37 protein-coding genes are annotated in these 22,178 nt (G+C 43.9%); 7 read left to right on the top strand and 30 right to left on the bottom strand.

Features of this window, described 5'->3' with window-relative positions; genetic code table 11:
* Positions 1–90: 90 nt before the first annotated feature.
* The 17 genes from WMO62_RS04595 to WMO62_RS04515 all read right to left on the bottom strand — a co-directional run bounded on the left by WMO62_RS04595 (position 91) and on the right by WMO62_RS04515 (position 12,966).
* Positions 91–426 carry a phage tail assembly protein gene (locus WMO62_RS04595; RefSeq protein WP_349143966.1) on the bottom strand — a complete coding sequence of 112 codons (336 nt, stop codon included), beginning with the start codon at positions 424–426 and terminating at the stop codon, positions 91–93.
* An 11-nt stretch (positions 427–437) separates the two neighbouring features.
* Positions 438–965 (bottom strand): phage major tail tube protein, encoded by a 528-nt coding sequence (locus WMO62_RS04590; RefSeq protein ID WP_349143965.1) that lies wholly within the window; start codon positions 963–965, stop codon positions 438–440.
* A gap of 2 nt (positions 966–967) precedes the next feature.
* The gene (locus tag WMO62_RS04585) at positions 968–2,392 is read right to left on the bottom strand and encodes a phage tail sheath family protein (RefSeq protein ID WP_349143964.1); all 1,425 of its coding nucleotides are present in this window, start codon (positions 2,390–2,392) and stop codon (positions 968–970) included.
* Positions 2,382–2,711: a hypothetical protein gene (locus WMO62_RS04580; protein ID WP_118438400.1), complete on the bottom strand. Its 330-nt coding sequence runs from the start codon at positions 2,709–2,711 to the stop codon at positions 2,382–2,384. The genes WMO62_RS04585 and WMO62_RS04580 overlap by 11 nt, the downstream gene beginning before the upstream one ends.
* Positions 2,708–3,175, bottom strand: a complete 468-nt coding sequence (locus tag WMO62_RS04575; RefSeq protein ID WP_349143963.1) for a hypothetical protein — start codon at positions 3,173–3,175, stop codon at positions 2,708–2,710. Before WMO62_RS04575 ends, WMO62_RS04580 begins: the two co-directional genes overlap by 4 nt.
* A 4-nt stretch (positions 3,176–3,179) precedes the next feature.
* On the bottom strand, positions 3,180–3,791 hold the full coding sequence (locus WMO62_RS04570; RefSeq protein ID WP_349143962.1) for a hypothetical protein: 612 nt from the start codon (positions 3,789–3,791) through the stop codon (positions 3,180–3,182).
* On the bottom strand, positions 3,788–4,126 hold the full coding sequence (locus WMO62_RS04565) for a hypothetical protein (RefSeq protein WP_349143961.1): 339 nt from the start codon (positions 4,124–4,126) through the stop codon (positions 3,788–3,790). Before WMO62_RS04565 ends, WMO62_RS04570 begins: the two co-directional genes overlap by 4 nt.
* A gap of 3 nt (positions 4,127–4,129) precedes the next feature.
* Positions 4,130–4,528 carry a hypothetical protein gene (locus WMO62_RS04560; protein WP_349143960.1) on the bottom strand — a complete coding sequence of 133 codons (399 nt, stop codon included), beginning with the start codon at positions 4,526–4,528 and terminating at the stop codon, positions 4,130–4,132.
* Between the two features lie 11 nt (positions 4,529–4,539).
* Entirely contained in the window at positions 4,540–4,872 is a 333-nt protein-coding gene (locus WMO62_RS04555) for a DUF2190 family protein (RefSeq protein ID WP_349143959.1), read from the bottom strand.
* A gap of 16 nt (positions 4,873–4,888) precedes the next feature.
* On the bottom strand, positions 4,889–6,406 hold the full coding sequence (locus WMO62_RS04550) for a phage major capsid protein (protein ID WP_349143958.1): 1,518 nt from the start codon (positions 6,404–6,406) through the stop codon (positions 4,889–4,891).
* On the bottom strand, positions 6,403–7,077 hold the full coding sequence (locus WMO62_RS04545; RefSeq protein WP_349143957.1) for an HK97 family phage prohead protease: 675 nt from the start codon (positions 7,075–7,077) through the stop codon (positions 6,403–6,405). Before WMO62_RS04545 ends, WMO62_RS04550 begins: the two co-directional genes overlap by 4 nt.
* Positions 7,010–8,524 carry a phage portal protein gene (locus tag WMO62_RS04540; protein WP_349143956.1) on the bottom strand — a complete coding sequence of 505 codons (1,515 nt, stop codon included), beginning with the start codon at positions 8,522–8,524 and terminating at the stop codon, positions 7,010–7,012. The genes WMO62_RS04545 and WMO62_RS04540 overlap by 68 nt, the downstream gene beginning before the upstream one ends.
* 2 nt (positions 8,525–8,526) lie before the next feature.
* Positions 8,527–8,757: a DUF6148 family protein gene (locus WMO62_RS04535; protein ID WP_118438406.1), complete on the bottom strand. Its 231-nt coding sequence runs from the start codon at positions 8,755–8,757 to the stop codon at positions 8,527–8,529.
* A 3-nt stretch (positions 8,758–8,760) separates the two neighbouring features.
* The gene (locus tag WMO62_RS04530) at positions 8,761–10,590 is read right to left on the bottom strand and encodes a phage terminase large subunit family protein (RefSeq protein ID WP_118438407.1); all 1,830 of its coding nucleotides are present in this window, start codon (positions 10,588–10,590) and stop codon (positions 8,761–8,763) included.
* Positions 10,577–11,107, bottom strand: coding sequence for a hypothetical protein (locus WMO62_RS04525; protein WP_118438408.1), 531 nt, complete (start codon positions 11,105–11,107; stop codon positions 10,577–10,579). Before WMO62_RS04525 ends, WMO62_RS04530 begins: the two co-directional genes overlap by 14 nt.
* A gap of 4 nt (positions 11,108–11,111) precedes the next feature.
* On the bottom strand, positions 11,112–12,431 hold the full coding sequence (locus tag WMO62_RS04520) for a site-specific DNA-methyltransferase (RefSeq protein ID WP_349143955.1): 1,320 nt from the start codon (positions 12,429–12,431) through the stop codon (positions 11,112–11,114).
* A gap of 355 nt (positions 12,432–12,786) precedes the next feature.
* Positions 12,787–12,966 (bottom strand): hypothetical protein, encoded by a 180-nt coding sequence (locus WMO62_RS04515; RefSeq protein ID WP_349143954.1) that lies wholly within the window; start codon positions 12,964–12,966, stop codon positions 12,787–12,789.
* A gap of 248 nt (positions 12,967–13,214) precedes the next feature.
* On the opposite strand from WMO62_RS04515, the gene WMO62_RS04510 reads away from it, so the two are divergent.
* From WMO62_RS04510 to WMO62_RS04480, 7 genes are all read left to right on the top strand, one after another.
* Positions 13,215–14,243, top strand: a complete 1,029-nt coding sequence (locus WMO62_RS04510; RefSeq protein ID WP_349143953.1) for an amidoligase family protein — start codon at positions 13,215–13,217, stop codon at positions 14,241–14,243.
* Between the two features lie 192 nt (positions 14,244–14,435).
* Positions 14,436–14,993: a hypothetical protein gene (locus WMO62_RS04505; RefSeq protein ID WP_349143952.1), complete on the top strand. Its 558-nt coding sequence runs from the start codon at positions 14,436–14,438 to the stop codon at positions 14,991–14,993.
* Positions 14,994–15,083: 90 nt separating this feature from the next.
* Positions 15,084–15,329, top strand: coding sequence for an LPD11 domain-containing protein (locus WMO62_RS04500; RefSeq protein WP_349143951.1), 246 nt, complete (start codon positions 15,084–15,086; stop codon positions 15,327–15,329).
* Between the two features lie 15 nt (positions 15,330–15,344).
* A complete protein-coding gene (locus WMO62_RS04495) occupies positions 15,345–15,578 on the top strand; it encodes a hypothetical protein (protein WP_349143950.1) in 234 nt (77 codons plus the stop codon).
* Positions 15,579–15,621: 43 nt separating this feature from the next.
* Positions 15,622–15,960 (top strand): hypothetical protein, encoded by a 339-nt coding sequence (locus WMO62_RS04490; RefSeq protein WP_349143949.1) that lies wholly within the window; start codon positions 15,622–15,624, stop codon positions 15,958–15,960.
* An 82-nt stretch (positions 15,961–16,042) separates the two neighbouring features.
* Complete coding sequence (locus WMO62_RS04485) at positions 16,043–16,687, top strand: gamma-glutamylcyclotransferase family protein (RefSeq protein ID WP_349143948.1); 645 nt, start codon at positions 16,043–16,045, stop codon at positions 16,685–16,687.
* 76 nt (positions 16,688–16,763) lie between these two features.
* The gene (locus WMO62_RS04480) at positions 16,764–16,982 is read left to right on the top strand and encodes a helix-turn-helix domain-containing protein (protein WP_118438415.1); all 219 of its coding nucleotides are present in this window, start codon (positions 16,764–16,766) and stop codon (positions 16,980–16,982) included.
* Between the two features lie 33 nt (positions 16,983–17,015).
* Here the strand turns inward: WMO62_RS04480 and WMO62_RS04475 are convergent, their stop codons facing one another.
* Genes WMO62_RS04475 through WMO62_RS04415 form a run of 13 tightly spaced genes read right to left on the bottom strand, consistent with a single transcriptional unit; the run spans position 17,016 to position 21,943 of the window.
* Entirely contained in the window at positions 17,016–17,381 is a 366-nt protein-coding gene (locus WMO62_RS04475) for a hypothetical protein (protein ID WP_349143947.1), read from the bottom strand.
* A gap of 34 nt (positions 17,382–17,415) precedes the next feature.
* Positions 17,416–17,925, bottom strand: coding sequence for a hypothetical protein (locus WMO62_RS04470; protein WP_349143946.1), 510 nt, complete (start codon positions 17,923–17,925; stop codon positions 17,416–17,418).
* Positions 17,912–18,145, bottom strand: a complete 234-nt coding sequence (locus WMO62_RS04465) for a hypothetical protein (protein WP_118438418.1) — start codon at positions 18,143–18,145, stop codon at positions 17,912–17,914. The genes WMO62_RS04470 and WMO62_RS04465 overlap by 14 nt, the downstream gene beginning before the upstream one ends.
* Complete coding sequence (locus WMO62_RS04460) at positions 18,145–18,546, bottom strand: VRR-NUC domain-containing protein (RefSeq protein WP_349143945.1); 402 nt, start codon at positions 18,544–18,546, stop codon at positions 18,145–18,147. Before WMO62_RS04460 ends, WMO62_RS04465 begins: the two co-directional genes overlap by 1 nt.
* The gene (locus WMO62_RS04455; protein WP_118438419.1) at positions 18,540–18,722 is read right to left on the bottom strand and encodes a hypothetical protein; all 183 of its coding nucleotides are present in this window, start codon (positions 18,720–18,722) and stop codon (positions 18,540–18,542) included. Before WMO62_RS04455 ends, WMO62_RS04460 begins: the two co-directional genes overlap by 7 nt.
* On the bottom strand, positions 18,709–19,008 hold the full coding sequence (locus WMO62_RS04450; RefSeq protein WP_349143944.1) for a hypothetical protein: 300 nt from the start codon (positions 19,006–19,008) through the stop codon (positions 18,709–18,711). Before WMO62_RS04450 ends, WMO62_RS04455 begins: the two co-directional genes overlap by 14 nt.
* On the bottom strand, positions 18,989–19,462 hold the full coding sequence (locus WMO62_RS04445; protein WP_349143943.1) for a YopX family protein: 474 nt from the start codon (positions 19,460–19,462) through the stop codon (positions 18,989–18,991). The genes WMO62_RS04450 and WMO62_RS04445 overlap by 20 nt, the downstream gene beginning before the upstream one ends.
* Before the next feature lie 15 nt (positions 19,463–19,477).
* Entirely contained in the window at positions 19,478–19,750 is a 273-nt protein-coding gene (locus tag WMO62_RS04440) for a hypothetical protein (RefSeq protein WP_349143942.1), read from the bottom strand.
* Positions 19,747–20,202, bottom strand: a complete 456-nt coding sequence (locus tag WMO62_RS04435; protein ID WP_349143941.1) for a terminase gpP N-terminus-related DNA-binding protein — start codon at positions 20,200–20,202, stop codon at positions 19,747–19,749. Before WMO62_RS04435 ends, WMO62_RS04440 begins: the two co-directional genes overlap by 4 nt.
* A gap of 26 nt (positions 20,203–20,228) precedes the next feature.
* Complete coding sequence (locus tag WMO62_RS04430; RefSeq protein WP_349143940.1) at positions 20,229–20,474, bottom strand: hypothetical protein; 246 nt, start codon at positions 20,472–20,474, stop codon at positions 20,229–20,231.
* A gap of 6 nt (positions 20,475–20,480) precedes the next feature.
* Positions 20,481–20,942 carry an ASCH domain-containing protein gene (locus WMO62_RS04425; protein WP_349143939.1) on the bottom strand — a complete coding sequence of 154 codons (462 nt, stop codon included), beginning with the start codon at positions 20,940–20,942 and terminating at the stop codon, positions 20,481–20,483.
* 1 nt (position 20,943) lies between these two features.
* A complete protein-coding gene (locus tag WMO62_RS04420; protein ID WP_349143938.1) occupies positions 20,944–21,531 on the bottom strand; it encodes a hydrolase in 588 nt (195 codons plus the stop codon).
* Positions 21,524–21,943 carry a hypothetical protein gene (locus WMO62_RS04415; RefSeq protein ID WP_349143937.1) on the bottom strand — a complete coding sequence of 140 codons (420 nt, stop codon included), beginning with the start codon at positions 21,941–21,943 and terminating at the stop codon, positions 21,524–21,526. Before WMO62_RS04415 ends, WMO62_RS04420 begins: the two co-directional genes overlap by 8 nt.
* Positions 21,944–22,178: the final 235 nt, after the last annotated feature.

Here is a 22,178-nt window from a genome sequence, read left to right as displayed (position 1 = left end):
CAGGCAGGGAATATAGATATTCTATCCCTGCCTGTATCGTCATTGATAATTGAATTATAATTTTCCGCAACTTTGGAAGATCTTCCGGGCTTATTCCGATCCGAATAAAAAACCCATGACTCTGTTTTTCACCTTCATCATTTCTCTCGGTGGCATTCCTGTAAAGAACTCTACAGGCTGCTTTGCCGCTCTGGATGCAAAATAGGCTGCATATTCCACGGACACTTCCGGCATTACATCAATACCAGGTGATACCCTTTTCATGATCTTATTTACTGCGATCATATCTGCACCCGTCAGATCATCCATACCTGAAAGGTCAATCTCCGTATAGGATTTGCCTTCAAAAATGTACGGTTTCTTAAACTTGATCACAAGACTCTCTTCTTCCGGATCCTCGATCTGATCGGCCATTAAAACTTCCATATCTTTTTCCATCAGCTATATGCCCTCACTTTCTCCAACAAATCTTTTTCATTTACGATAAACACAGAGTTCAATTTGTCATATTCCAGCTTTTTCGTACCATCAACCTCAATGAGAATATACAAAAGTTCCAGTGTGACGCTGGATCCCATCTGTTTTCCCTGTTCATAGTTTCCTGGTGTAAAGCCTTTCAGACGACCTCTCTCTACGATACGCATGCCTTTATAATCCAGTGCACCGGTTGCTTTTACCGTACTCTGGGCAGATGCTCTGAATGTCAGATCAACCATAGAAGACGGATCCATCAAAGAGAAGATATCTTCATCCAAAATACGGAACGGAACCTCCTGTGTCATGGAGGAATAGGATCCTGGAACAGAAGTTTCATAGGATCCAAGGATTCCGGCTCCTGACACCTCCTCTGTGATTGCATCAAACGTAGGAAGTGTTACAGCTCCTGATACACCGATAAGAGCGTTTCCATTGTTGTATACATTGTAATTATTGATAATTTCCGGTACATTCGTAATGCTACTCATACTTACTCACCTCCACCTAATGCCGTCTCAATCATAGACGGATCAAATTCCAGAATATTCAAGATATCTTCAGCCGGAGTATATGGAGCCAAGTACTGCCGGAATACGATCCTTCCATCCAGAACCTGATTCAGTGGATTGTCAGCCTGATCGTATACCATCTTTATTCCGGCACATTTTCCCATGGATGTGAGGCTGTTTCCGCGTACATTCTCTGTATCCACAATGCTCTCGATCAACCGGTAATTTGCCGGGTTGTCCACCTTTTCCATGTATCTTGTAATGAAACTGTTTCCCCACCAGGAGAAGAATCTTCTGCAGCAGATCCAACGGTCCTTTGGATCTGTCACATCCGGATATGCTGCTGTGTTATTTCCCCATGCCTTGTATCCATTCAGATTCAGGGCAGTAACAACTCCGATTGCGTTCAGCTCATTTCCTTGCGGATTGTCCAGAAGTATTTCTGTTCCATCTGCCAACACCGTAGCACTGATCGGTAGCGAATGATTAGACGGGGACAGATTCGGCACATTGTCATTCTGATAGTCCGTATAGGCTACCAGTGCTGCATACATGGCGGAATATGCCATATCTTTTCCTGCATATTTAACTTTCGGCCAGAGCAGGATTGCATGTTCTGATGTAATACCAGAATCTGCTTTCGCCTGCTCTACATCGGTGTACTTAGTCACAGTCTCCGTGTCCAAATCGATAAGGCATTCACAGCGAAATAAGCCGTTGATATCCATACACTTATTGACAAGTGCGATACCAACAGAAGGATCCTGTGTCCATCCCGGTGCCAGAAGCAGCCCCGGAGTCAGGCCAAATGCCGGATATACCTTGCGCACAAGCTCAAAACCGGTCTCAATTCCAGTATCAACGTCATAGGATCCAATCACATCAGATGCTTTTACCTTCTTCGGATCCAATTTTTTACCAGTGACCCGAAGCGGATCTGTGTTACCTGTAAGCATAGTGAATACATTGCAGCCATCATCGTTGTAATCAACGGTATAATCTGTATCCAGTTCCTTTCCAGCAACCGTAAGTCCTTCCTGAAGCACACCCTTTACTTCCGATACTGCCTGTCCGTCAACCACCGACAGTTCCTCTGTATACTCAGCTGTATGTTTCTCCGGATCCAATACATTACATAACACTACCGGTCCAACTCCAAATGCCTTGAAAAAAGCATCCATAGCCTGACAAAGTGTATATGATTCATAATCATCTGAATAACCAAGATTCTGTACTGCTTCTGCAAAAGTCTTGCAAAGAAACAGCTGATTGGTTGCTGCTTTCGGATTAGCTGCCAAATTGACAGGTGCTGTTCCAAAGATCACCGGCACACCATTTTCAAGCATTACCGGAGCAGCAACGTTTGTCGGATTCTCCTGAATCCGAATGCCATGTTTATATGCCATCTTTTTTCCCTCCTGAGAATTTCTTTAATACCTGTGAACAAATTGTGCCAAGCACACTCTGTTCTTTTCCAAGCTCCTTCACTGCAGCAGGCACGCCACTCAAAGGAACAAATAGCCGTTTCATCGGTGGATAATCATCGCAGCATTTCTGTACCTTATCCGGTAAAATACCGTTATGAAATACAGTAGAATGTTTAATGATTCCCATAAGAGAAGGACCAAGATACATTAAGTTCCCTGGTCCTTCTGGTTCTTTAACAGTTGACTTCTCATCAGTTAATTCAACTGCATTTTTTTCAATTGATTTTTCTTCATTCAAGTCAGTGGATCCTCCCTTCTGACTGCTGCTATATGAAACTTCATATGACAGGCTCCAAAATGATACGGATAATAATTATCCTCCTGTAATGCCCATTGGAAATCCCCCACATATGAGGCAAGGTAATTCAAACAAGGATTTTCACTGAATCGTTCGTATACTTTTTGTATAACGTTCGATACATCTCTGTACCCTTGAGCATCTTGGTTATTATCATAAATGCCAATAACCAACACAACACTCACTGTATTGAAGCTATCCTTCCCCAATGGATTCTCGCCACTTGATAGCCTGACAATCACATACGGAATCGGATCCTCTTCCTCATCCGTTTCCTGAATCGGAATGGACTGTGCAAATACATTCATAGGGACTCGTTCGCCTGCCGGAGTCTTATACTCATATAGCTTCAAAATACGCTTGATTTCTGTTACCAGAGCATCCTGCAATTCTAACGGTGTCATCGCTTTACCTCATATATCTATAGATTTGTGTTTCAATGCTCTTTTCAAGCAGATCCATCACACCTTCATGGATTTCATCCATATACACAACTTCTTCCATCTTTGGAGTAGCCAACGAATAAAGAGTCTCTATCGCTTCCTTCTTGGGATCTGATCTCATTTTTTTCCCTGGTACACGCTCTGCAAATGCAAGATGTCCACTATGATATTTCACTACAAATCCTTTGTACTGATCACCGCCTGAACCCATCCGGGCAGCTATCCGTTGAAGCTTTCCAGATTTTTTGCCGCGGGCCTTGATCCAACTAGGTGCACCCTTGCTTCCAGGATAATAAGTCTGCGGACGAACCTGAAAATCATATAACTCATTAGCTGTACCACGAACTGTAATAATTGCCTGCATATTCCGTGTTGTTGCTTTCTTAATGCTGTTGGCAGATTTAATGTCTCTTTTGAAAACATACCGACCTTTGGTCTCTTTCACCATGTTCTTTTCAATCTGCTTGGCAGCATTATTGATAGCACTTCGGAGAACGATCTTCGATTTATCCCTTGTCATTCCAAGAGCCGCTTCGATCTTTGTTAGATCCTGCATCTCTACCTGAAAATGGATCATGTCTTATTCGCCTCCAAACTGATGGAATAGATTCCACCCTCATCAATAGCATCTGATATGATATAACTCTTCTTATCGAGAGTCAGTGCACGTCCAACAGCTGGCAAAGGGCCAAAGTCTTCTGCCTTAACATACAAAAGGACTTCTTTCAGATATACACCATCGGCATACAAGCTTCGTTTGTATTGGTACCGCTTTTCACGATCAATCATCTCATTATTGTCAATGATGCATGGAATCTCTTTTCCATTGATCACATGTGTATCTGCAAATTCATCCAGATTCATAAACACAGTCCGGTTATCCTGATCAACCAGCTCCTTGAACGACATCATAACTTATGCTTCCTTTCGCTGTTCTGTGTCCGGAACTCTGCCAACCAGATCACCTTCTGATCCGGTTTCCGGTCCTACCGCCTCACCAGCAAGACCACCAACTGCTGTAGCCGGTCTTGCTTTTACCGGATCCGATGCTGTTCCCATCCATGCAGCAGTTCCAGCATCAATCCATGCTTTCACCATATCCAGATTATTTGTCGGAAGTTCCTGTCCAGGTGTATACTGGCGTGACTGGTACAAAATATGAGAAACCGCTCTCAGTACAAGCGGTTCCTCTACTTTTCCTTCCGTCACCGGCACAGTCTCTTCAACAATCTCCGGCACAGTCTCTTCAACAATCTCCGGCACAGTCTCTTCAACAATTTCCGGCACAGTCTCTACTTCTTTTTTTGCTGCCATATCAGTTCCTCCTAACCAAGCAGTTTAACGAGAATCTGGCTTTCTCCTGCAGCGGAAGTTTCTGCTGCATATCCTGCCGGTGTATTGGATCCTGCTGTTGCAGTGATACCAGTACCATCAAAATATACATCTGCTCCAAACTGAATCTCTCCACTGTCGGTCTTCGGAATCTTATAAACACCCGTCACATGGATGGATCCTTTCTCATTCGGATTGATCGATGTACCAGCCACTGCGATCCTGTGTTTATTCAGATCAATGATCGAGTTTGCTTCGATCACTGTTACACCTGTATTTACATAATCAAGGCTCTCGCCTCTCTGCCAGTAAATAGCTTTACTCATGCTCGCTCTCTCCTTTCTATGCCAGTTCAATCGGGTTCTTAACTTCAATGCCAGGATTCATGATTGCTCCGCGATAATCCATTACACTGATACCCCAATCAAGATAAATATCCCATACAAAGCCAAGCTGACCAGGAGTCTCCATTCTTCTGATGTTCGGAATCTCCTGACCATTTAAGTAATCAACCTCAACAAAATCAGTATCGTCTTTCGCACCAAGCAGCCACCACGGCATCTTGTTTCCAAAACCACCGCAAAGCGCATTGATGGTCGGATCCTCTATTACGGTGATGCTATCCTTGTATCTGTACAGTGGGTTCACTGCCTGAGTATTATCAGATGTATTGATAGTCGGGCTGAAGAACAGCGTGTACATATCGAACATATAACCACTCGGAACAATGATAATTGCTGGTCTGATTATAATAGCTTCACCAAACTGATCATACTGATTCTGAAGCGCAAGAATCATGCCCTGTACAGCTTCTTTTGTGATACCAGTCCCCTTTGCAAGCAGATTACAGTGTTTGGTACTGAACAATTGTGTTCCATCATATACCGCCGGATTGTTCACAAGAATCTGATAGCACTGCTTGTTGATGGTCTTTCTTGCGCTTGCGGCATACTTGGCCGGGATTCTGGTAACAAGATCGATATCATCATTGATGAATGCCTGTCTTGTCAGTGTGAACTGACGGCCATAGGTTCTCAGCCTTCTGGTCGGAAGCTTCTCATCTCTGAAAATATCATGTTTCAGTTCTCCGCCTTCTGGAACCTCCAAGAACTCTCCTGCCGGTCCTGCCAAATAATTATTGTCATGTGTCTTAAAGTCTTTCAGACTTCCTTTTTTCGTCCACTGATCAAAGGTTACTGCAACTGTCTTGTGTCCCTCCACGTATGCCTTATTGATGGCATTGTCAAGGATAGCCGGGAATGCAGCAGTCGGATTGTAGAACTGTCTACTCATCAGCATTCCATACAGTTCATCAGCAGATCTTCTGGTAAGACCGGTCTGTCCTTCTTTTCCCATACATTCGATGGCGAGATCACGCAAGGACATTCCCATCAGCTGACGGGCACCTTCTGCCGGGTTCTGAAGGGCAATACCGCTTCTCATTACAAGTGCATCACCTGCAGCAGCTCTGAACTTGTCCTGTTCATCAGTAGTCAACTCCGCTCTTCCTCTGGAAGCAATCGGCGCACCTGTCGCTCTCATGTTATCCAGGATTGCTGCTCTCACCGCATCCACAGAAGTTCCATTTGTAATGTACTTACTTGTGTCCTCCGCTGACACATTGAAATCCCGGCACAGATTAGTGATTTCCAGGCAACGCTCCTGCTCTGCTACACGCACACTCTCCGGTGATTCTCCCTGCGGTGCTGCCGGTGCCGGATCTGCCGGAGCATCCAGTGCATCAATAGATCTCTGCAGGCTGTCAAACTCCGCCTGCTCTTCTGCAGTAAGCTCTCTCTGTGCAGCTCTTGCTGTATTAAGGAGCTCCTGCTGTCTCTGAATCATCTGTTCACGATTCATAAATCTTTACCTCCTGTCAAATGATTTTTATTTATCTGGAGCTGCTTCTCATAGTAGTAAAAGCTGCTTACTCCCTTTTTCCCTTCGCCCTGCTCCTGCGATCTGCCAACACCAACTGTCGGATCTGCCGGTACACTGACGATGGATATCTCATACGGGGTCCATCGTGTAGCAATATCACACGGTCCCGTAAATCGCCCATCACTGGACTTCTTATTAGCAGACACTTCTTCCCACACATCTACCACATATCCTACAGACACACCTTTTAAGGTACCGCCGGATACTTTCTGATAGATAACCTCTGCTTCAGTATCGGTATCAAATTCGATCTCTGCATAGCCTCGATTGCCATCGACCCAGGCACGCAGAATCTTTCCGATAACTTTATCCCGGTTGTGGTTATAAAGCACCACGCCAATAGAGTTCAATCTATCCAAATCTACCGCATTATCTGTATGTGACAGTATCTCTGTTCCCCACCACCGGTTATACGGCTCTTCGGATGAAAAAGAGAGGGTAAATTTTCTTTCATTCCCCTCTCCTTCCATCCTGGTAAGGCAACATTCTGTCAGATAACGCTGCAGACTCCCGCCCATCTCGTTATTCTTTCTTTCGCTTGGTTTCATCTCCGCCGCCCTCGTCAGGCACTGGATCTTCTGTCTGTCCAAATACCACACCTCCCATGTCTACGCCTTTCTCTTTTCCATAAGCAAGGACCTCTGCCATATCATCAATCTGTGATCTCCAGTCGCGGCCATTCTCCGCAGCTATCTGCTTAAAGGTTTTCTGACCTGTCTGCATGGCTGTCTTGGTTGCATTCGATTCTTTCTGAGGATCAATCCATGACTTCGGTTCCTGAATCCATTCATGATCCAGATACCGGTCTTTATCCACCCAGAATCTGGGAATGTCAATTTTCCCACTTAATACAGCTGATATCACAAATGTTTCATAGATCTCATCAAGTATCTCCATCAGGAGTTCTTTTTCTTCCTTGTAGGTCATCTCATCTTCGATCAGCCCCTGCCTAGTCGATGAATATGTGCTTTCTGCCATATCCCTGCTGACTGCCTCATAACTGATCCCCTGTCCTGCTCCAACCAGCCTCTGCTGCAGCTTTGCAAAGTTAGTAGCATCGGACCCTTGCCCGGAAGGGTTCACCACCTGTACCTCATCCCCGGCATTCATCTCTTTAATCATGCCAGGGCTGATGGTTTTTCCTTCATAGGAAATACGTGGATCTCCTGCGGGTGCATTTCCGCGGCCATAAGGGTTTATTCCAGACGTTGGCAATGCCTTTTTGATAAATACAGCAAGGCATGCTTCAATACGTTCCTTTACCGATACAGCCATCATAAATTCATTGATATCACGAATCCGCGGAATGGTCGGAGCCATATCAGATATTTCCCTAAGCTGTGATGGGCGATTTTTCGTGAAATAAAAAATGACATCTTTGGCTTCCACATATACCGGCTCTCGCTGGCTGAAACCATCAATGTCATACTGTCTGATAAAATATCCTACAGGCCTATTGTATGCATTATACTCAATGCCTCCAATAATCTTATTTCCTGCGTTTTTCGGCTGCATCGCTGTAAGATCCAGCTCATCCACCTCTATCATCTGAAGCTTAAATGGTACATATCCATCTGAGGTGTATCTCTTCACAAAAAGAATGCCTCCGTCTACCCGTTTCCGCTTTACTGCCATCCGAATCATCTGATTCAGACTCTGGGTCCCGGTTACATCACAGTTCTGCTTTTTGCACCATTTTTTCCATGCTTTTTCAATCTGTTTGTTAAGATCCGGATCATCAGTCTTTACCTGTATCTGATAACCGCCGCCTACTACATTTCTTTTATAAGCGCCGATCACTGCATTCATGATATCACTGTTACGTTCCAGGTCTCTGGCCCTTGCCCGGACATTATCCCGGCTGTAACGATCCGTGTTCTCAGCCGAAGCATTCATGACACGCCAATTAGCATTGGCCCGACTATAATCACCGGCATCATAATACTGCCTCAACGCTTCATATGCCTGACGGTAGGATTCCCGCTTATATGCTGCTTCAGGCGATATCGCCGCTATGATATGATCAATAAAATTCATGATTACCTCCCGTCAAATACTCCAACATAGCAATCCCCAAGAAGTCCATTATCGCCTGCCTCTTCTCTGGCAATCTGGGCTTCCATATCATTCTTCATAGCATACAACTGTTTCAGATCAGCTCTTGTCAGACTTCTGGATCCAATCTTATAGGACTGTCCACCAACAGTAATTGCATATATAGCCTTATTCAGCCCATCCAGCATTTCCTGTTTTGATATTGTATCTGCCATAATCTATCCTCCCAGCCAGTTCTCATTGATTCTGATCCACTGTTCTTCAGGTGTTTCAGGTTCCTCGTTTTTTTGAGTCAAAAGTTCTTCAGGATCTTCATTCCGAAGATGAAGTGTTCTTACTTCCCTGATATCCGCAGCTGCCAACGCATATACCTCTGCATCCAGATAATGGTTATCCACATGACTCCTTTTCGGTACCCATACTTGCCGCACAACACCATTCTTTTTTACATTGATTTTGTGCTCTGCCGTTACCTGCTGCGCATATTCCATATCGCATCCGGCATATACCATCCAGCTTCCACGTCCATTGGGACGCTTCATTCTGCCTGCAATCATGTCTTTATATGCATTACCATCAGCAATTACTAAGGTCATGCCATATGCTTTACTGTCTACTTTACTGATTTTACTCAATTTATAAGGACTTAGCTGTGCATGATTGGATCCTTTTACCGGCAGCGCGTAATCTGCATGAGTTACGCAAAAATCATATACCATATCGGTCTGATCACCGGAGTCTACCAGACACAGATTTACAACTACCGGATCGCCGTCTTCTGTCTGGTATTGCAGATTCATAATCTGATCGATTTCCTGGAAAGATAATGCCTGTCCATGTGCAATATTTTGACTGGTCAGGTAATCGCCCCAGGCTCTGATAGTCCAGTATAAGCATGTCTCTTGTACATCGACTCCTGCTGTCAGAAGTTTTGTCCAGGATGGCACTACATAAGCTGGAAGATCTGTCTGCCGTTCCATAACCAAATCTGCATTTGTTTTCAGCTTTGTATCTTCCCACGGCTCTGCCAGCCAGGAATTGACAAAGTTCTGAAAATCTTCCGGATTATCCTTTGTCTGAAGAAATTCTTTCGCAATATCAGACCACCGTACAAACGGGCTGTACAATGTATTGATCCAAAACGCTACATTTCTTACATACTTTGTGCTATGCCGGACAGTTCTCCATTCACCAAGCTTTAACATATTGTGCTTGTCATTGTCCGTAATCACACATCCGCATTTCTGACACACATAAGTGGCGAACTCTGCCCGATCAGCATAGCTCATCCCTTCATCATCCGGAAAACGGATATTTGGAAACAACAGTTCAATGTATTCGCCACAGTGCGGACATGGCACAAAGAAATGCTTCTCAATATCCGCATCCTCTTTTTCCTTCCAGATATGCCCTGTTTTCAATGTAGGCGTGCTTGTAATATAAATTTTTTTGTTATGGAACGTTTTTGTTCGCTCCGTAGCAAGTTTTATAGGGTCAGCCTCTTTGTTGCTGGCTCCCGGATATTTATCAACCTCATCCATCATCAGGAACCGTATAGGTTTACTTGCAAGACCTGATGGAGAATTGGATCCTGCCAATGTCAGATACATTCCATCAAACTGCAGCTCTAACAACGGGGATGTGTCATCAAACTTTTTCGCAATCTCTGGTGTAGCCTTCAACATTGGCTGCAATCGGTTTTCAGAAATGGACTTCGCCAACGTATCAGTCGGATATACAATCATCGTGGGAGCAGGATCCTGCATTACAATGTATCCGATCATATTCTGAAGAGCTTCTGTACCTCCAACCTGAGTCGGCTTTACAAATACGATTTTTTCAGTCTCATAGTTGTTGAACTCATCCATTACTCCTTTCAGATATGGAGTGATGTCATTGCTCCATGGTCCTGGCATTGCAGATGATTTTGCATCCAGGATACGATATTTTTCTGCCCACTCCGAAACAGTTAATTGCTCTGGCGGACTTAAATACTGCAGGGCTTCATACTGGTATTGTGTTACCGGTATTTTTTTACGCCTTGCCATCTTCTTCAACCACAGCGTTTACAACAAAACTATTAAGTAACCGCTGCACATCTTTCTGAAGTTCGTTTTCAATAGTCCTTACCTCCACCGGATCAACAAAACCGGTCAACCGCCCTGCCAGTTTACTTGGTAAAGACATCGCAAATTTTTTGAAGGAAATAAAAAATCGGCTGTAGTCCATTTTTACCTCTTCAACCGAAACATACTTTCCCGCTGCAATTTCTGTCCTTAAACGATGTAATTCGCTCTGCGATTCCTTCAAAGCGATTTCAGCCCGGAGCTTCTGCTCCTTCAGCTTTCCTTCCGCTTCAGACTTTGACTTGCCATATGCCTTATCCTGAAGATATTTCACATACTTCTGGATCGTAGGCACAAGATCATACCGCCTGCCTTCTTTTGTGGCAACTGTAGATATGACTCCTTCCTGTGTAAGCTGCTGGATACGCCGCACACTTACGCCAAAAAGATCCGCTATAATGTCAACTTTGTAATAACCATTCGTCTTTTCCTCTGCCATTCCATCACTCTATCCTTACTGCTTCCTGACCCGTAAACTCTTCCCAACGCCGAATGATCACACTGGCATAGTGCTCATCAAATTCCATCACATAGGCATTGCGACCAAGCTGCTCAGCTGCTATCAGGGTTGACCCGCTGCCGCCAAACAGATCACCAACATTCCAACCTTTTTTACTGCTATTCCTCATAAATTTTCCTATAAGTTCCAGCGGTTTCATCGTTGGATGCAGATCATTGCTGACCGGTCTTTTTTCAAATATAACCGAACTCTGATCCGCATACTGACGTATTTTATCTTTGATATAGGCAATAAGTTCTGGTTTTTTCATATTTTCAAGATCGACATCATCTTCCAGAATAACGGTATCCTGTGTCCGATCCTGAATAAAGTAATGTCCAGCCCCTTCTTTCCAGCCGTAGAGAATCGGCTCATGCCGCCAATGATAATCATTTCTGCCTATTACAAAATTATTCTTTTCCCATATCAGAACTTCTGCCAATTTTAGCCCAGCATCCTGATATGCTTTCCTGAATGTAAGTCCTTCTATGTCTGCATGGAATACATAAATAGCTGCACCTTCTCTCATGCAGGCTTCTATATTTCCAAATGCTTTCAAAAGAAACATATAGAACTCATCCTGTTTCATGGAATCATTCTTAATTTTCATGGCTCCATTGTTGTTGGTACGCCATTCATTCAATTTTTCCTGCTTATTTTCATAAGCCACATTGTATGGTGGATCCGTGATGATAAGATCCATTTTTTCATCACCCATCAGCTTTTTTACATCATCCTCTGATGCGCTGTCTCCACACATTAACCGATGTCGGCCAAGCTGCCACACCTCTCCGATATTTACAAATGATAGATCTGTAGCTTCTTCCGGATCAAATTCATCTTCTGTGATTTCAGGTTCAAATCCTGAAAGATCTATTAAATCACCCAATTCTTTACTGTCAAATCCGGTAAGGCTCAGATCATAATCTCCAAGGTCAAGTTCTACCAATAAATCTTTCAATTTAACGGTATCCCATTCGCCAGAAATTTTGTTCATAGCAATATTAAGTGCTTTTTCATCTTCCTTATTCAGATCCAATACTACACACTCTGCTTCTGAATAACCTAAATCCGTAAGCACAGTATGCCGCTGATGTCCACCGATAATAGTTCCATCTGCATTGATAATCATTGGATCTACATAACCAAATGTTTCTATGCTGCGTTTAATTTTCTGATATTCCGGATCCGCCGGAGTCAAAGTTTTTCGTGGATTATACTCTGCCGGTTTCAGTTCGGATAACTTTCTTTTTTCAATTTTCATAGCAGTTTTCTCCACTAAAAAAGCGAATGCATCACCGCATCCGCCTCATTTCTGAATTTCATATTAACATATTATCACATTCGAGAGTGCTATTGCGTGCTATTTTGCGTAACGAAATGCAAAAATTTTTTTACTTTTTTTCGGCAAAAACACTGCGCTCGATTCGCCCCGCATTCCAGATAGACACAGGTAGTACCTAAAGGGCACAGAAGGGGTTTTGGGGGTTCGTTTTCCTTCTATGGACAGTGTACACCCTCCGCTTGGTTCTACTTCATGGACACAGCCCTCTGGTTGCTCCGATCCGATAGGCTCAGCCCTGTCTCCTTTTGGTCCTGGCTGACCTGATCCGATAGGCTCAGCCCTCTGCTATCTGCTCCGCCTGATCCGATCCAATGGACACACCCGTCTGTCTTTCTATTGCTCCGCCTGATCCGATCCAATGGACACACCCGTCTCCCTTCTGCCCTGCCTGATCCGATCCGATAGGCTCAGCCTTATCTTCCTTCTGATCTGCTTGATCTGATCCAATGCCCACAGAGCTTTTCCTGTTTCTTCCATCAGGAGCGAACTGATCCGTCCAACGTTGCCATCTCTGATCAGGTGACTGCTTCTCTTAATCGATCTTTTTTGTGTCTGTTTTTCGTTGATTTTTCAACGTTTTTCAAACTTCAAGAATTTTTTTGAAAATTCGACTTGACAAAATAGGCACACCAGAGCGATGATACAGCCATGCAAAACAACGCTTGAAAGCGTTTTATAAAATTCATAATAGGAGGAACTAAAATGGCAAGCAAAAACGAAAGAGCCGAAATGAAAACAATGATCCACCAGATGACCTACGGTGTCGAGGTGGAAATGACGGCAATCACAAGGGAATCTGCAGCTCATGTTACCGCCAGCGTTCTTGGTGCTGGATCATCTGTGCACTATCTTGGTGGAGCATATCATAAATACCAGGTGATCGATCCCCAGGGACGGGAGTGGTTGTTTGTTTCTGACTGTTCCATTAACGCAATAGATAGCAACGGCAGACAGGCTGATAGTCGCGGGGCTTATTCCTGTGAACTGAACACACCGCCCCTGTATCTGGCAGATATGGATACCCTGCAGAACGTAATCCGGGCACTACGGAATGCCGGAGCAAAAACCGGAGCCCGTTACGGTTGCGGAATCCACGTACATGTGGGAAGCAAGGAACACACTGCCAGATCCCTGAAAAACTTTATCAACTTGGTGTTTTCGCAGGAAGAGATGCTTTATAAAGCACTTGGCGTTGATGAGTCCAGAATTAGAAATTGGTGCGTTCCGATGAATAACCGCCGTGGTGGCTATTCTGAACACGGCACACCGACTAACTTCATGGAAGATCTGAAGGGTTGTAAAACGATCGAACAGATCGAGACGGCATGGTATAAAAACTTTTCCGGTAGTGCTCCGGAATACTGTAGGACAAGCCACTACGATGAAAGCCGGTATCATCTGCTGAACTTGCACCGCTACTTCTCAACCCGTGGCAAGGATTGCAACACAATTGAGATCCGGGCTTTTAATGCCACACTTCATGCTGGAGTGATTAGATCTTTTGTCCTGCTGGTGCTTTCCATGAATGCCAAGGCATTGACCAGCACCCGGATCAAGGCAGAAAAAAATCCGATCATGACCGCTGGAAATGAAAAATTTGCCATGAGAACATGGTTGGTGAGTATGGGTTGGACTGGTGATATGTTCAAAAATCCACGTCAACATTTACTTAAAAACCTTGCTAGTAATTCTGCATGGAGATTCGGAAAATCTGGTGACCTGTATCGATAGGTCACCAGGACACAGCCCTCTGGATGGATCCAACAAAACCCGGTTCGATCCCGGGGAGGGCTTTTCCGGTTTTACCGGTTGAAAAAAATTTTTTCAAAAATTGACTTGACTTTCCTGTCACGCAGAGTTAGAGTCACGGCAAACAAAAGAAACGCTTTCAAGCGTATATAAACATTTATAGGAGGTTCGCTTATGTGTACAATGGCAATCAATCAGGAACTGAACGGCATCGAATTATCATTCGAGGGTAAACCGGCGGAAGAGATCCGGGAAGCAATGAAGGCTGCAGGCTTCCGGTGGCATCGCATGAAAAAATTGTGGTATGCAAAGAACACCACCGAGCGGCTGGCATTGGCTGAAGAATTATCCGGTGGAGCTGCTGCTCCGGCACAGGCTCCGGTAGCAAAAAAATCTGATCCGGTTTCAAAATTCGGGATCAAAGTTGGTGATATCCTGGAGGATTCCTGGGGCTACGAACAAACAAACGTTGAGTTCTATCTAGTGACCAAGATCATCAGTGCCTGCAAAATCGAGATTGTAGAACTTGGTCATATCGAAACGGAGACCAACAGCTCCATGAGCGGTTATGTGATCCCTGATCCGGACCGCCGGATCGGTGATCCGATCCAAAAAACCGTGTCCCAGGATTCCTACGAAAAGGCACACGGTGGCTGGCATGTAAAAATAAGCAGTTGCATCTCATTATCCCCATGGGACGGTCAGCCTTGTTTCCAGTCTTCCTGGTACTAATTTCCCGGTACGGTTTCGCTGAGGGTTCGATTCCCTCAGCCGGGATTCCCGGAGTCATCCGGAACAAAAAAATATGCGGAGGTATCGAATATGAAAAAATTTAACCCAATGGATTATGACCCAAAATTCCGTTACATGCTGCTGGATCGGCTGCGGAGCGATTGCGAATACTTCTTAGGCAATGGCCACAAAAACGAAAAGGATCTGTGGGGCTTAAATGTTCCTGATCATATTTCAGCCATGAAAGTATTGTGGCACAGCTTTCCTGATGATGAAAAACCGGAATGGCTGACCATAGAACAGATTCAAAAATATGAGCAACTGATGGCTGCATAGTTGGGAGGTCTACTCATGAAAGCAAAAGAAAATAACATCCTTGGCGATCTGATTACCAGCGCCATCAAAGACGCATATGAATGTGGATCCGGATTCATTGAAGATGAAGAAGACACAATATTGGCGGTTTCTGCTGAATGGGAAAACAGCCCAGAAGATTCCGGGATCTCTGTGATCCGGATCACAATTTTTCAAAACAATATTGCTTTACTGTCTTACATCGAACCTGGCACACAGGCTGCTTACTAATCCCCGGCACACACCGGTCAATAAATTTCTGGAGGTCAAACTTATGATGAACAAAAAATTTTTCTTAACAATGGCTGCTATCGCCGGATCCTTCCTGCTTGGCTATGCTATCAAAAATCCGGAGGTGATTCTTCCTGAAGAACGCACATACCAAACAGCCGGAGTAATCGTTGATCTGGACGAAAAAAATGATCTTGTAACATTCTCAACAGGCTCAGGTCTTCTGTATAGCTTTTATGGCATTGAAGACTACGACAATGGCGATATTGTTTCTGTGATCATGAGTGATAACGCTACACCGGACTCCGCTCTTGATGACAAAATTGTAGATGTCAGATATGCCGGTTGGCCAGATCTCTTTGCAAAGATTTGTAATAATTAGCCTGAACGGTTCCCGCCGGGTTCGATTCCCGGCACAGGCTTTACCGGGCAACCGGTCAAAAAATATTTCGGAGGTACATATCATGAAAAGATCAAAAAAATTCTACGTTGCTTACGGATCAAATTTACACCGGGGACAGATGCGTTACCGCTGCCCTGACGCTACTGTTTACGGCACAGGTGTAGTCAAAAATTATTCCCTCACTTTCTGGGGAAACTCACGCGGCTGCGGTGTTGCCACAATCTTGCCTGGTGCCAAGACGGATGTACCCGTTGCTGTCTGGGAAATCTCCGCAGCAGATGAAAAAAGCCTGGATCACTATGAGGGATACCCGCATCTTTACCGCAAAGAAAATATTGATGTAATAATGGATGATGGGGCAACCGTGACCGGTATCGTCTACATCATGAACTATGGAACTGCTGCGGATCCGTCCCCATTCTATTACGAAACTATCGCACACGGGTATTGTGATTTTGGATTTGACCTGGCATTCTTGCAGCAGGCCCGTCAAAAAATTTATTTGGAAGATTCCGGTGAGACCTGGATTATGTTCAAGCTGAACGGCCGGCATCTGAGCTCCATCAATAAAGCAGATCTGTATCCGGGAAAAATTGAATTTATGAAGGAGCAGTTATCTGAAAAATACAACTGCCAACCTGAAGATATCCATGTAACAAAATTCACACCTGGATCTCGAACACACCGTTTCAAAAAATTAGTATGACAAAGTACGACTGTAGGAGTATAATAAAAGCGCCGGAACGATCACCGGCGCTAAAAAAATATTGAGGTACAGTTTTATGGCTTATGTTAAAAAAAATAATCTGACCAAATTAACAAAAATTCGGCAGGATCTTGGTATGACTCGCGCCCAGCTGGCTGAAAAATCTGGCGTTAATGCCCGCGCTATCGAAAGATATGAACAGGGTCGATCAAATATCAATGATGCATCTGTTGGCCGGGTCCGGGATCTTGCCCGTGCGCTGGGAGTTCCCATCGAAAGCATTCTTGATGACTAAAAAAAGCACCTTAACCGGTGCTTTTTTCATGCCTTACTTTGATTCAAAAAATTTCTTAAAAATATGAAATGCCTCTTCTGCCGTTTTTACTTCCCGCGGACCACGCCCGCCAAGAGCTACCGTCAGCTCATCCCCATTAAAATATGCTGCCACAGGTGCTTCAAGTCCATCAATCAGCTCTCCGGTCTGTGTCTCGATGAAAAGCGGACAATTCTCCCAGAAGATCCTTCTACGCTGTTCTTCGGTGCATCCTTCCAGCTCTTCTTCGTTAAGCTCTCCACTGTCACCATAGTCATCAAAACTGAAATAGATAGAATACTCTGCTGCATTTAACTTATCTGCCAGGTCAAAAATAATCTGAGCCTCAGGATGTTTCTTCAAAAAAATATTTTTTTCCATGGTCGCGCCCTCCTTCGCTTAATCAAAATTATAGCTATGTATGCAGCACTCCGTCAATCTCTTTTTCGTATTCCCGAACAAGCTCCTGAACCTTTGCAAATTCCAGAAGCAGGTATAAACCCTTCCGCCAGTATTGCGTTGCCGGTGTTTTCGACAAATGTTCCTGATCACAAATACCTTTCCAGGATAATCCATCAATGTACTTGTATTCCAGGATGGCCCGTTCTGTTGATCCATCGTTCAAAAATTCCAGAATGTCTGTAATCTTTACATATTCTTTCCTCAATTCCTGGATCTTTTCATCTATCCTGGTGTTGATCTCATCCAACTCATAACTTAGTCCGGCACACCCTACATTCTGGCCACCGCTGCCTTTCGGCATTCCGTCAATAACAGGCGAGTGCAGTGGGCTGTAAAATTCCTGCTCCAGATTATATTTTCTCCGTTCCAACGCTCGCTTCCGGTTCTTGCATCGATTATACGAATTGAGATATTTATCCAGAACAACTGCCTCCGGTAATAATCTTTCCTTATGCCTCTCCATTGGGATCATCTCCTTTTGTCAAAAAATATACCGTGTTATTGATCAACTGCACCTGCTCTACATGCTTTTCTTTATGGTCAAAATCTTTTACCGCTAATCCACGTTGCTTCAGTTCATCGAGCATCATCTGGATACTTGAACACAGAATGGCTGTCGGCACATCTGTAAACAATTTTCCGTTTTCTGCCTTCTGAATCAACTTTCTCGCTGATCGCTTCATCACAATTTCCTCCCTTCCTGAATCAGTCGCTCTGCATCTTCCGGAAAGATACACGCACCGGCGATGCCACCTGCAGCCCGGATCCGCTTAATTGTCTGCTCCTGAATCTTGCTGAGCTTTCCAAAATATGGCCGCTTTACCTCGAATCCATGATATCTGCCATCAATGACTGCCGACACATCCGGGATACCCCGGCGGCTGTATTCACCAGCCGCCTCCTTCCACACAAATGATTCCGGGTATGTAGCCTTCACATATTCCATGATTTTTTTCTGGTAATAGCTTTCTTTTGGTATATGATTCCGAAGATAATTTTCTGCTGCAGTGGCACTGACACCAAACTGATGCTGAACAAATTCTATGGCTTCTGCTTTCGTCAGCCGGTCAAGTCCTTTTACCATCGTTCCTGGATCCGCCTTTCATAAATGTAAAGAACAACTAAGAAAATAATTGATACAATATTATCGACTGTCCTAACCTGAATCTGTCCATAAAACATGATTTCAAGATATCGCCACACCCAACCAATTCCCCAAGTAATCGCCGCCGCAGTCAAAAAAGCATCAAATCTTTTCATGTCCTGCCTCCAATATCGCGCTGATTTCTTCCAGCTTTTTGGGTCCAATACCTTTTACCTGAGCTGCCGCTTGCAGAACCTCATTTATCGTATCTATCCGGATATTTGATACAATGTTTTTGCTTATCGTCTCCGCAGCGGCTTTGCAGCCTGTTTCATAACCGGTCCGGTAACCAGACTCATAGATGCTGGTACAAAAATCTTCCATCTGTTGATGATCATATTTCTTGATCGCCTTATACTTTTCTCGGTTCAACACATAGGCTTTATCTCTTATCTTTGCCATATACTTTGTCCTCCAACTCCGGATTTTCATACAGATTTCCAATGACCTTAATCGATCGGTTCTCTGATTCGAGCCAATAACAAATATCCTTTCGCAAGAACGATGATTCAGCCCAATCAATGTAAAATCCCATGTGCGAATCATCATACTTGCCATATTTAACAATACCAGGATATTTGATACCGCTGCAGGTAATCACATCTCCTTCATAAATTTCTATCCCGTTCAAAGTGTATCCAGAAAATGCACCGACCGATTCCGGCTCAACATCAGCAATCATTGTTCTATACGGGAAACTCCAATCAACTATTTGCTCAAAAATAATTCTTGCCTGATGATATTCCGGCTTATCCTCACCTGCAAAACACACCGCGCAGGAACAATGCTCATAATACGAGCCATAAACCCAACGCTTCAGATCCGTGGACCATCCTCTATATTTACATTCTTTCATTGCTATACCTTCTTCTCATTTGCTATACCCATCTTTTGCAATCTCGATTGCTGCCCGCACACCGTCCTCGTATCCATCGTAGTATTGCTGCAATTCGCCAGCTTCCAAAATTTTGTCATTGGATTTATCTGCCAATTCTTCTAACTGCTCTACAACCATATTCAAATTGTAAGCTGTCGGCTGATTTTTCAACATATCAATTATGGCGCATGCCACAAATCCATAATCTACTCCCATGTTCCTCACAATTACTTTAGCTGTTATTTTGTCTGCATCAATCAGTCTCACCGTTTGTCCTCCATTTCCATTTTTTTCAGGTAATTAAACACACTAGCTTCACTAATACCTAATTCTTCCGCAATTTTTTTCATTGTCCATCCAGCATTACGCAAAGCTAGCATTTTACCTGTATCCACTGCTACTCTCTTTTTCTTTTCTGCACCGGAACCTTCTGCACCGGAAGCCTCACTGTTGGTGGCTGGTTTTGGGGTGCTTCCGGAAGGTTTCTTAACGTCTCTATTACTTTTGCATCGGGGGGGGGTATTATCTTCCTCAAGAATCTGATTCTCTAATGCTGGTTCTTTCCTGAAAAACATGAGTCCGGCTAACAGGTTCTGTAAAGTATCCGGAACCATATCGTTCCAGCTGCCATCTCCTTCACCAGGAACCATAATCAGAATATCCTGTCCTTTTGATGCAAGTTGTAATGCTTCATCTTTGCTAATCTGCTTTATAAACATTTCTATTAACCTCCCTGTTATTATTGCTACTGTCTTGTCATGAAACGGTGCCGGATGAAATCCACCACTCCATCTGGCATCTTATTGCTATGTTTTTCTTCCTGTCCCTCTAATTCCCTGTACGGCAACCGTAGAAGCCTTCCCTGTTCTTCCAGATCTTCGAGTTCTGCCAACTTATTGCAACATTTACCATGTCCGTTTGATCTTATTTCCGGATCTGGAATAGCCCATCTGTTCTCACCATCATCAATCCATTTCGTTAATCTCTCCATCCTACACTACACCTCCAGAAGTTCCGGCAGCTCTCCATCCCAATTCCACAGTCCCTGCTTTCCTGCTGCCGGAATCGGTTCTTTGAAAAGCACCGGCTTTTCCATCCTCCAGGCATACCTTCCAACTGTGAAATCTCCGAACGCATAATCTGACCTGCAGAAGTCTCTGACAAAATCGTGGTATTCCTGGTCGATCTTCCTGCAGTCAACTAATTCCGCCATGCCAATGATTGCTCCATGTGGCAAAGCAAGAATATTCTCATAGGCTCCGTATCCCATTACTTTGAAATACTTGTAAAATGGGCTTCTGTGCAAACCTATAAATTCTGTAGAATAGTTCATCTTACGCTTTGCTGCATGAATCAGGATTGGTCCGCGATAGCTGGTTCCCCAGGATCTGGTTTCATCATGCTTTACTCCGACAGCCAGAAGCTGCGCCCATGGCTGCCAAATACTCAATGCCTTCATACTATCTCTCCACTTCCAGAATCTTGCTGGCTTCCATATCTGCTTCATGCAATGCCAGTACTAACGGATACAGCTCCATAGCCTTTCCAACCTGTGGATACAATCCAGCCGGTTCTGAATATCCCATATGCCAGCGGATCGCAAATTTCTCTTCATCCATCAACTTCATGAATTTTTCAATCATCATTACAGATTTTTCCCCGTGGCCATATGGCAACTGGTCATCAATGGCATATACTGGATACTGTTCCCAACGATTATTGCTATCTTTTCTCCATCTGAGCTCTGTGGCATAGAAGTTGGTTTTACAAATGTCATGGAGCAGGGAAACAATCGTCAGGCTATCTTTTCCTACCTCATCTAAAATTGGTCCCCATACAACATTATCTCTCTTTGCCATCAGGCACTCATATACATTCAGGCTATGCTGCAGCAGCCCTCCTTCGGTGCTCAGATGAAATCTGGTACTGGCCGGAGCCGTATAAAAATCACTGTTTCTGATGTATACCATCAGTTCATCTTTTCCTTTTCTTTCTACTAAGTCCATGATGCTTTCAAAATAGTTAATATTCTCGCTACGATTATTCATTCTTAGTCTCCTCTCTGAATAACAATGCCTTCTCGGCTGTTGTGTGATTCTGAAAATATGCCACCCATATCCTCCGAACCTGTTGTTTATGTTTCTCTGTGATCTGCTGGATCCGCTGCAGGTCATATTCTCGAAACGCTGCCACACTGATCTCTTTTTCAATTCCAGATCTCTTAATCTCATCCCGGATCTGCTGCAGGAGATGCTGCCCGTCTGACTGAAAGAACTTCAAGCCTCCGTAGCAATAACCTATCACATATTCTTTAAGCTCCATCTTTAACTGCTGTTGCAGATTCTGAAATGGGATTCTGTATCGTCCCTTCAAATCTTCCGGGGCTACCAGAGTCTTATTTTTCCGGTATCGATCCAGTGTTTTCCTTAATTTTTCAAGGGATTCTTCTGTTTTTTCCATCAGCGTCTCTCCTTACGCCTAAAATTCATTACGCCTACTGAAAATCGCTAGGCGTAATGAAAAAATGTTGAAATATCAACTTTTTCTGCCATTCCTTCCGCCTTACGCCTAATTTTTTGAAATATACCAAAACTTTTTACATGTGCAGTGAAAAGTGATGCACACAACGCTCCATATAAAGCCTATATAATAGGCGTAATGTCGTAATGTAATATATAATAGGCTTAAAAAGCCT

The sequence above is a fragment of the Hominiventricola aquisgranensis genome (assembly GCF_040096225.1).
Lineage (GTDB): Bacteria > Bacillota > Clostridia > Lachnospirales > Lachnospiraceae > Hominiventricola > Hominiventricola aquisgranensis.
Note: the sequence above shows the minus strand (reverse complement) of the source record. Positions and strands in the feature narration are given on the sequence as shown.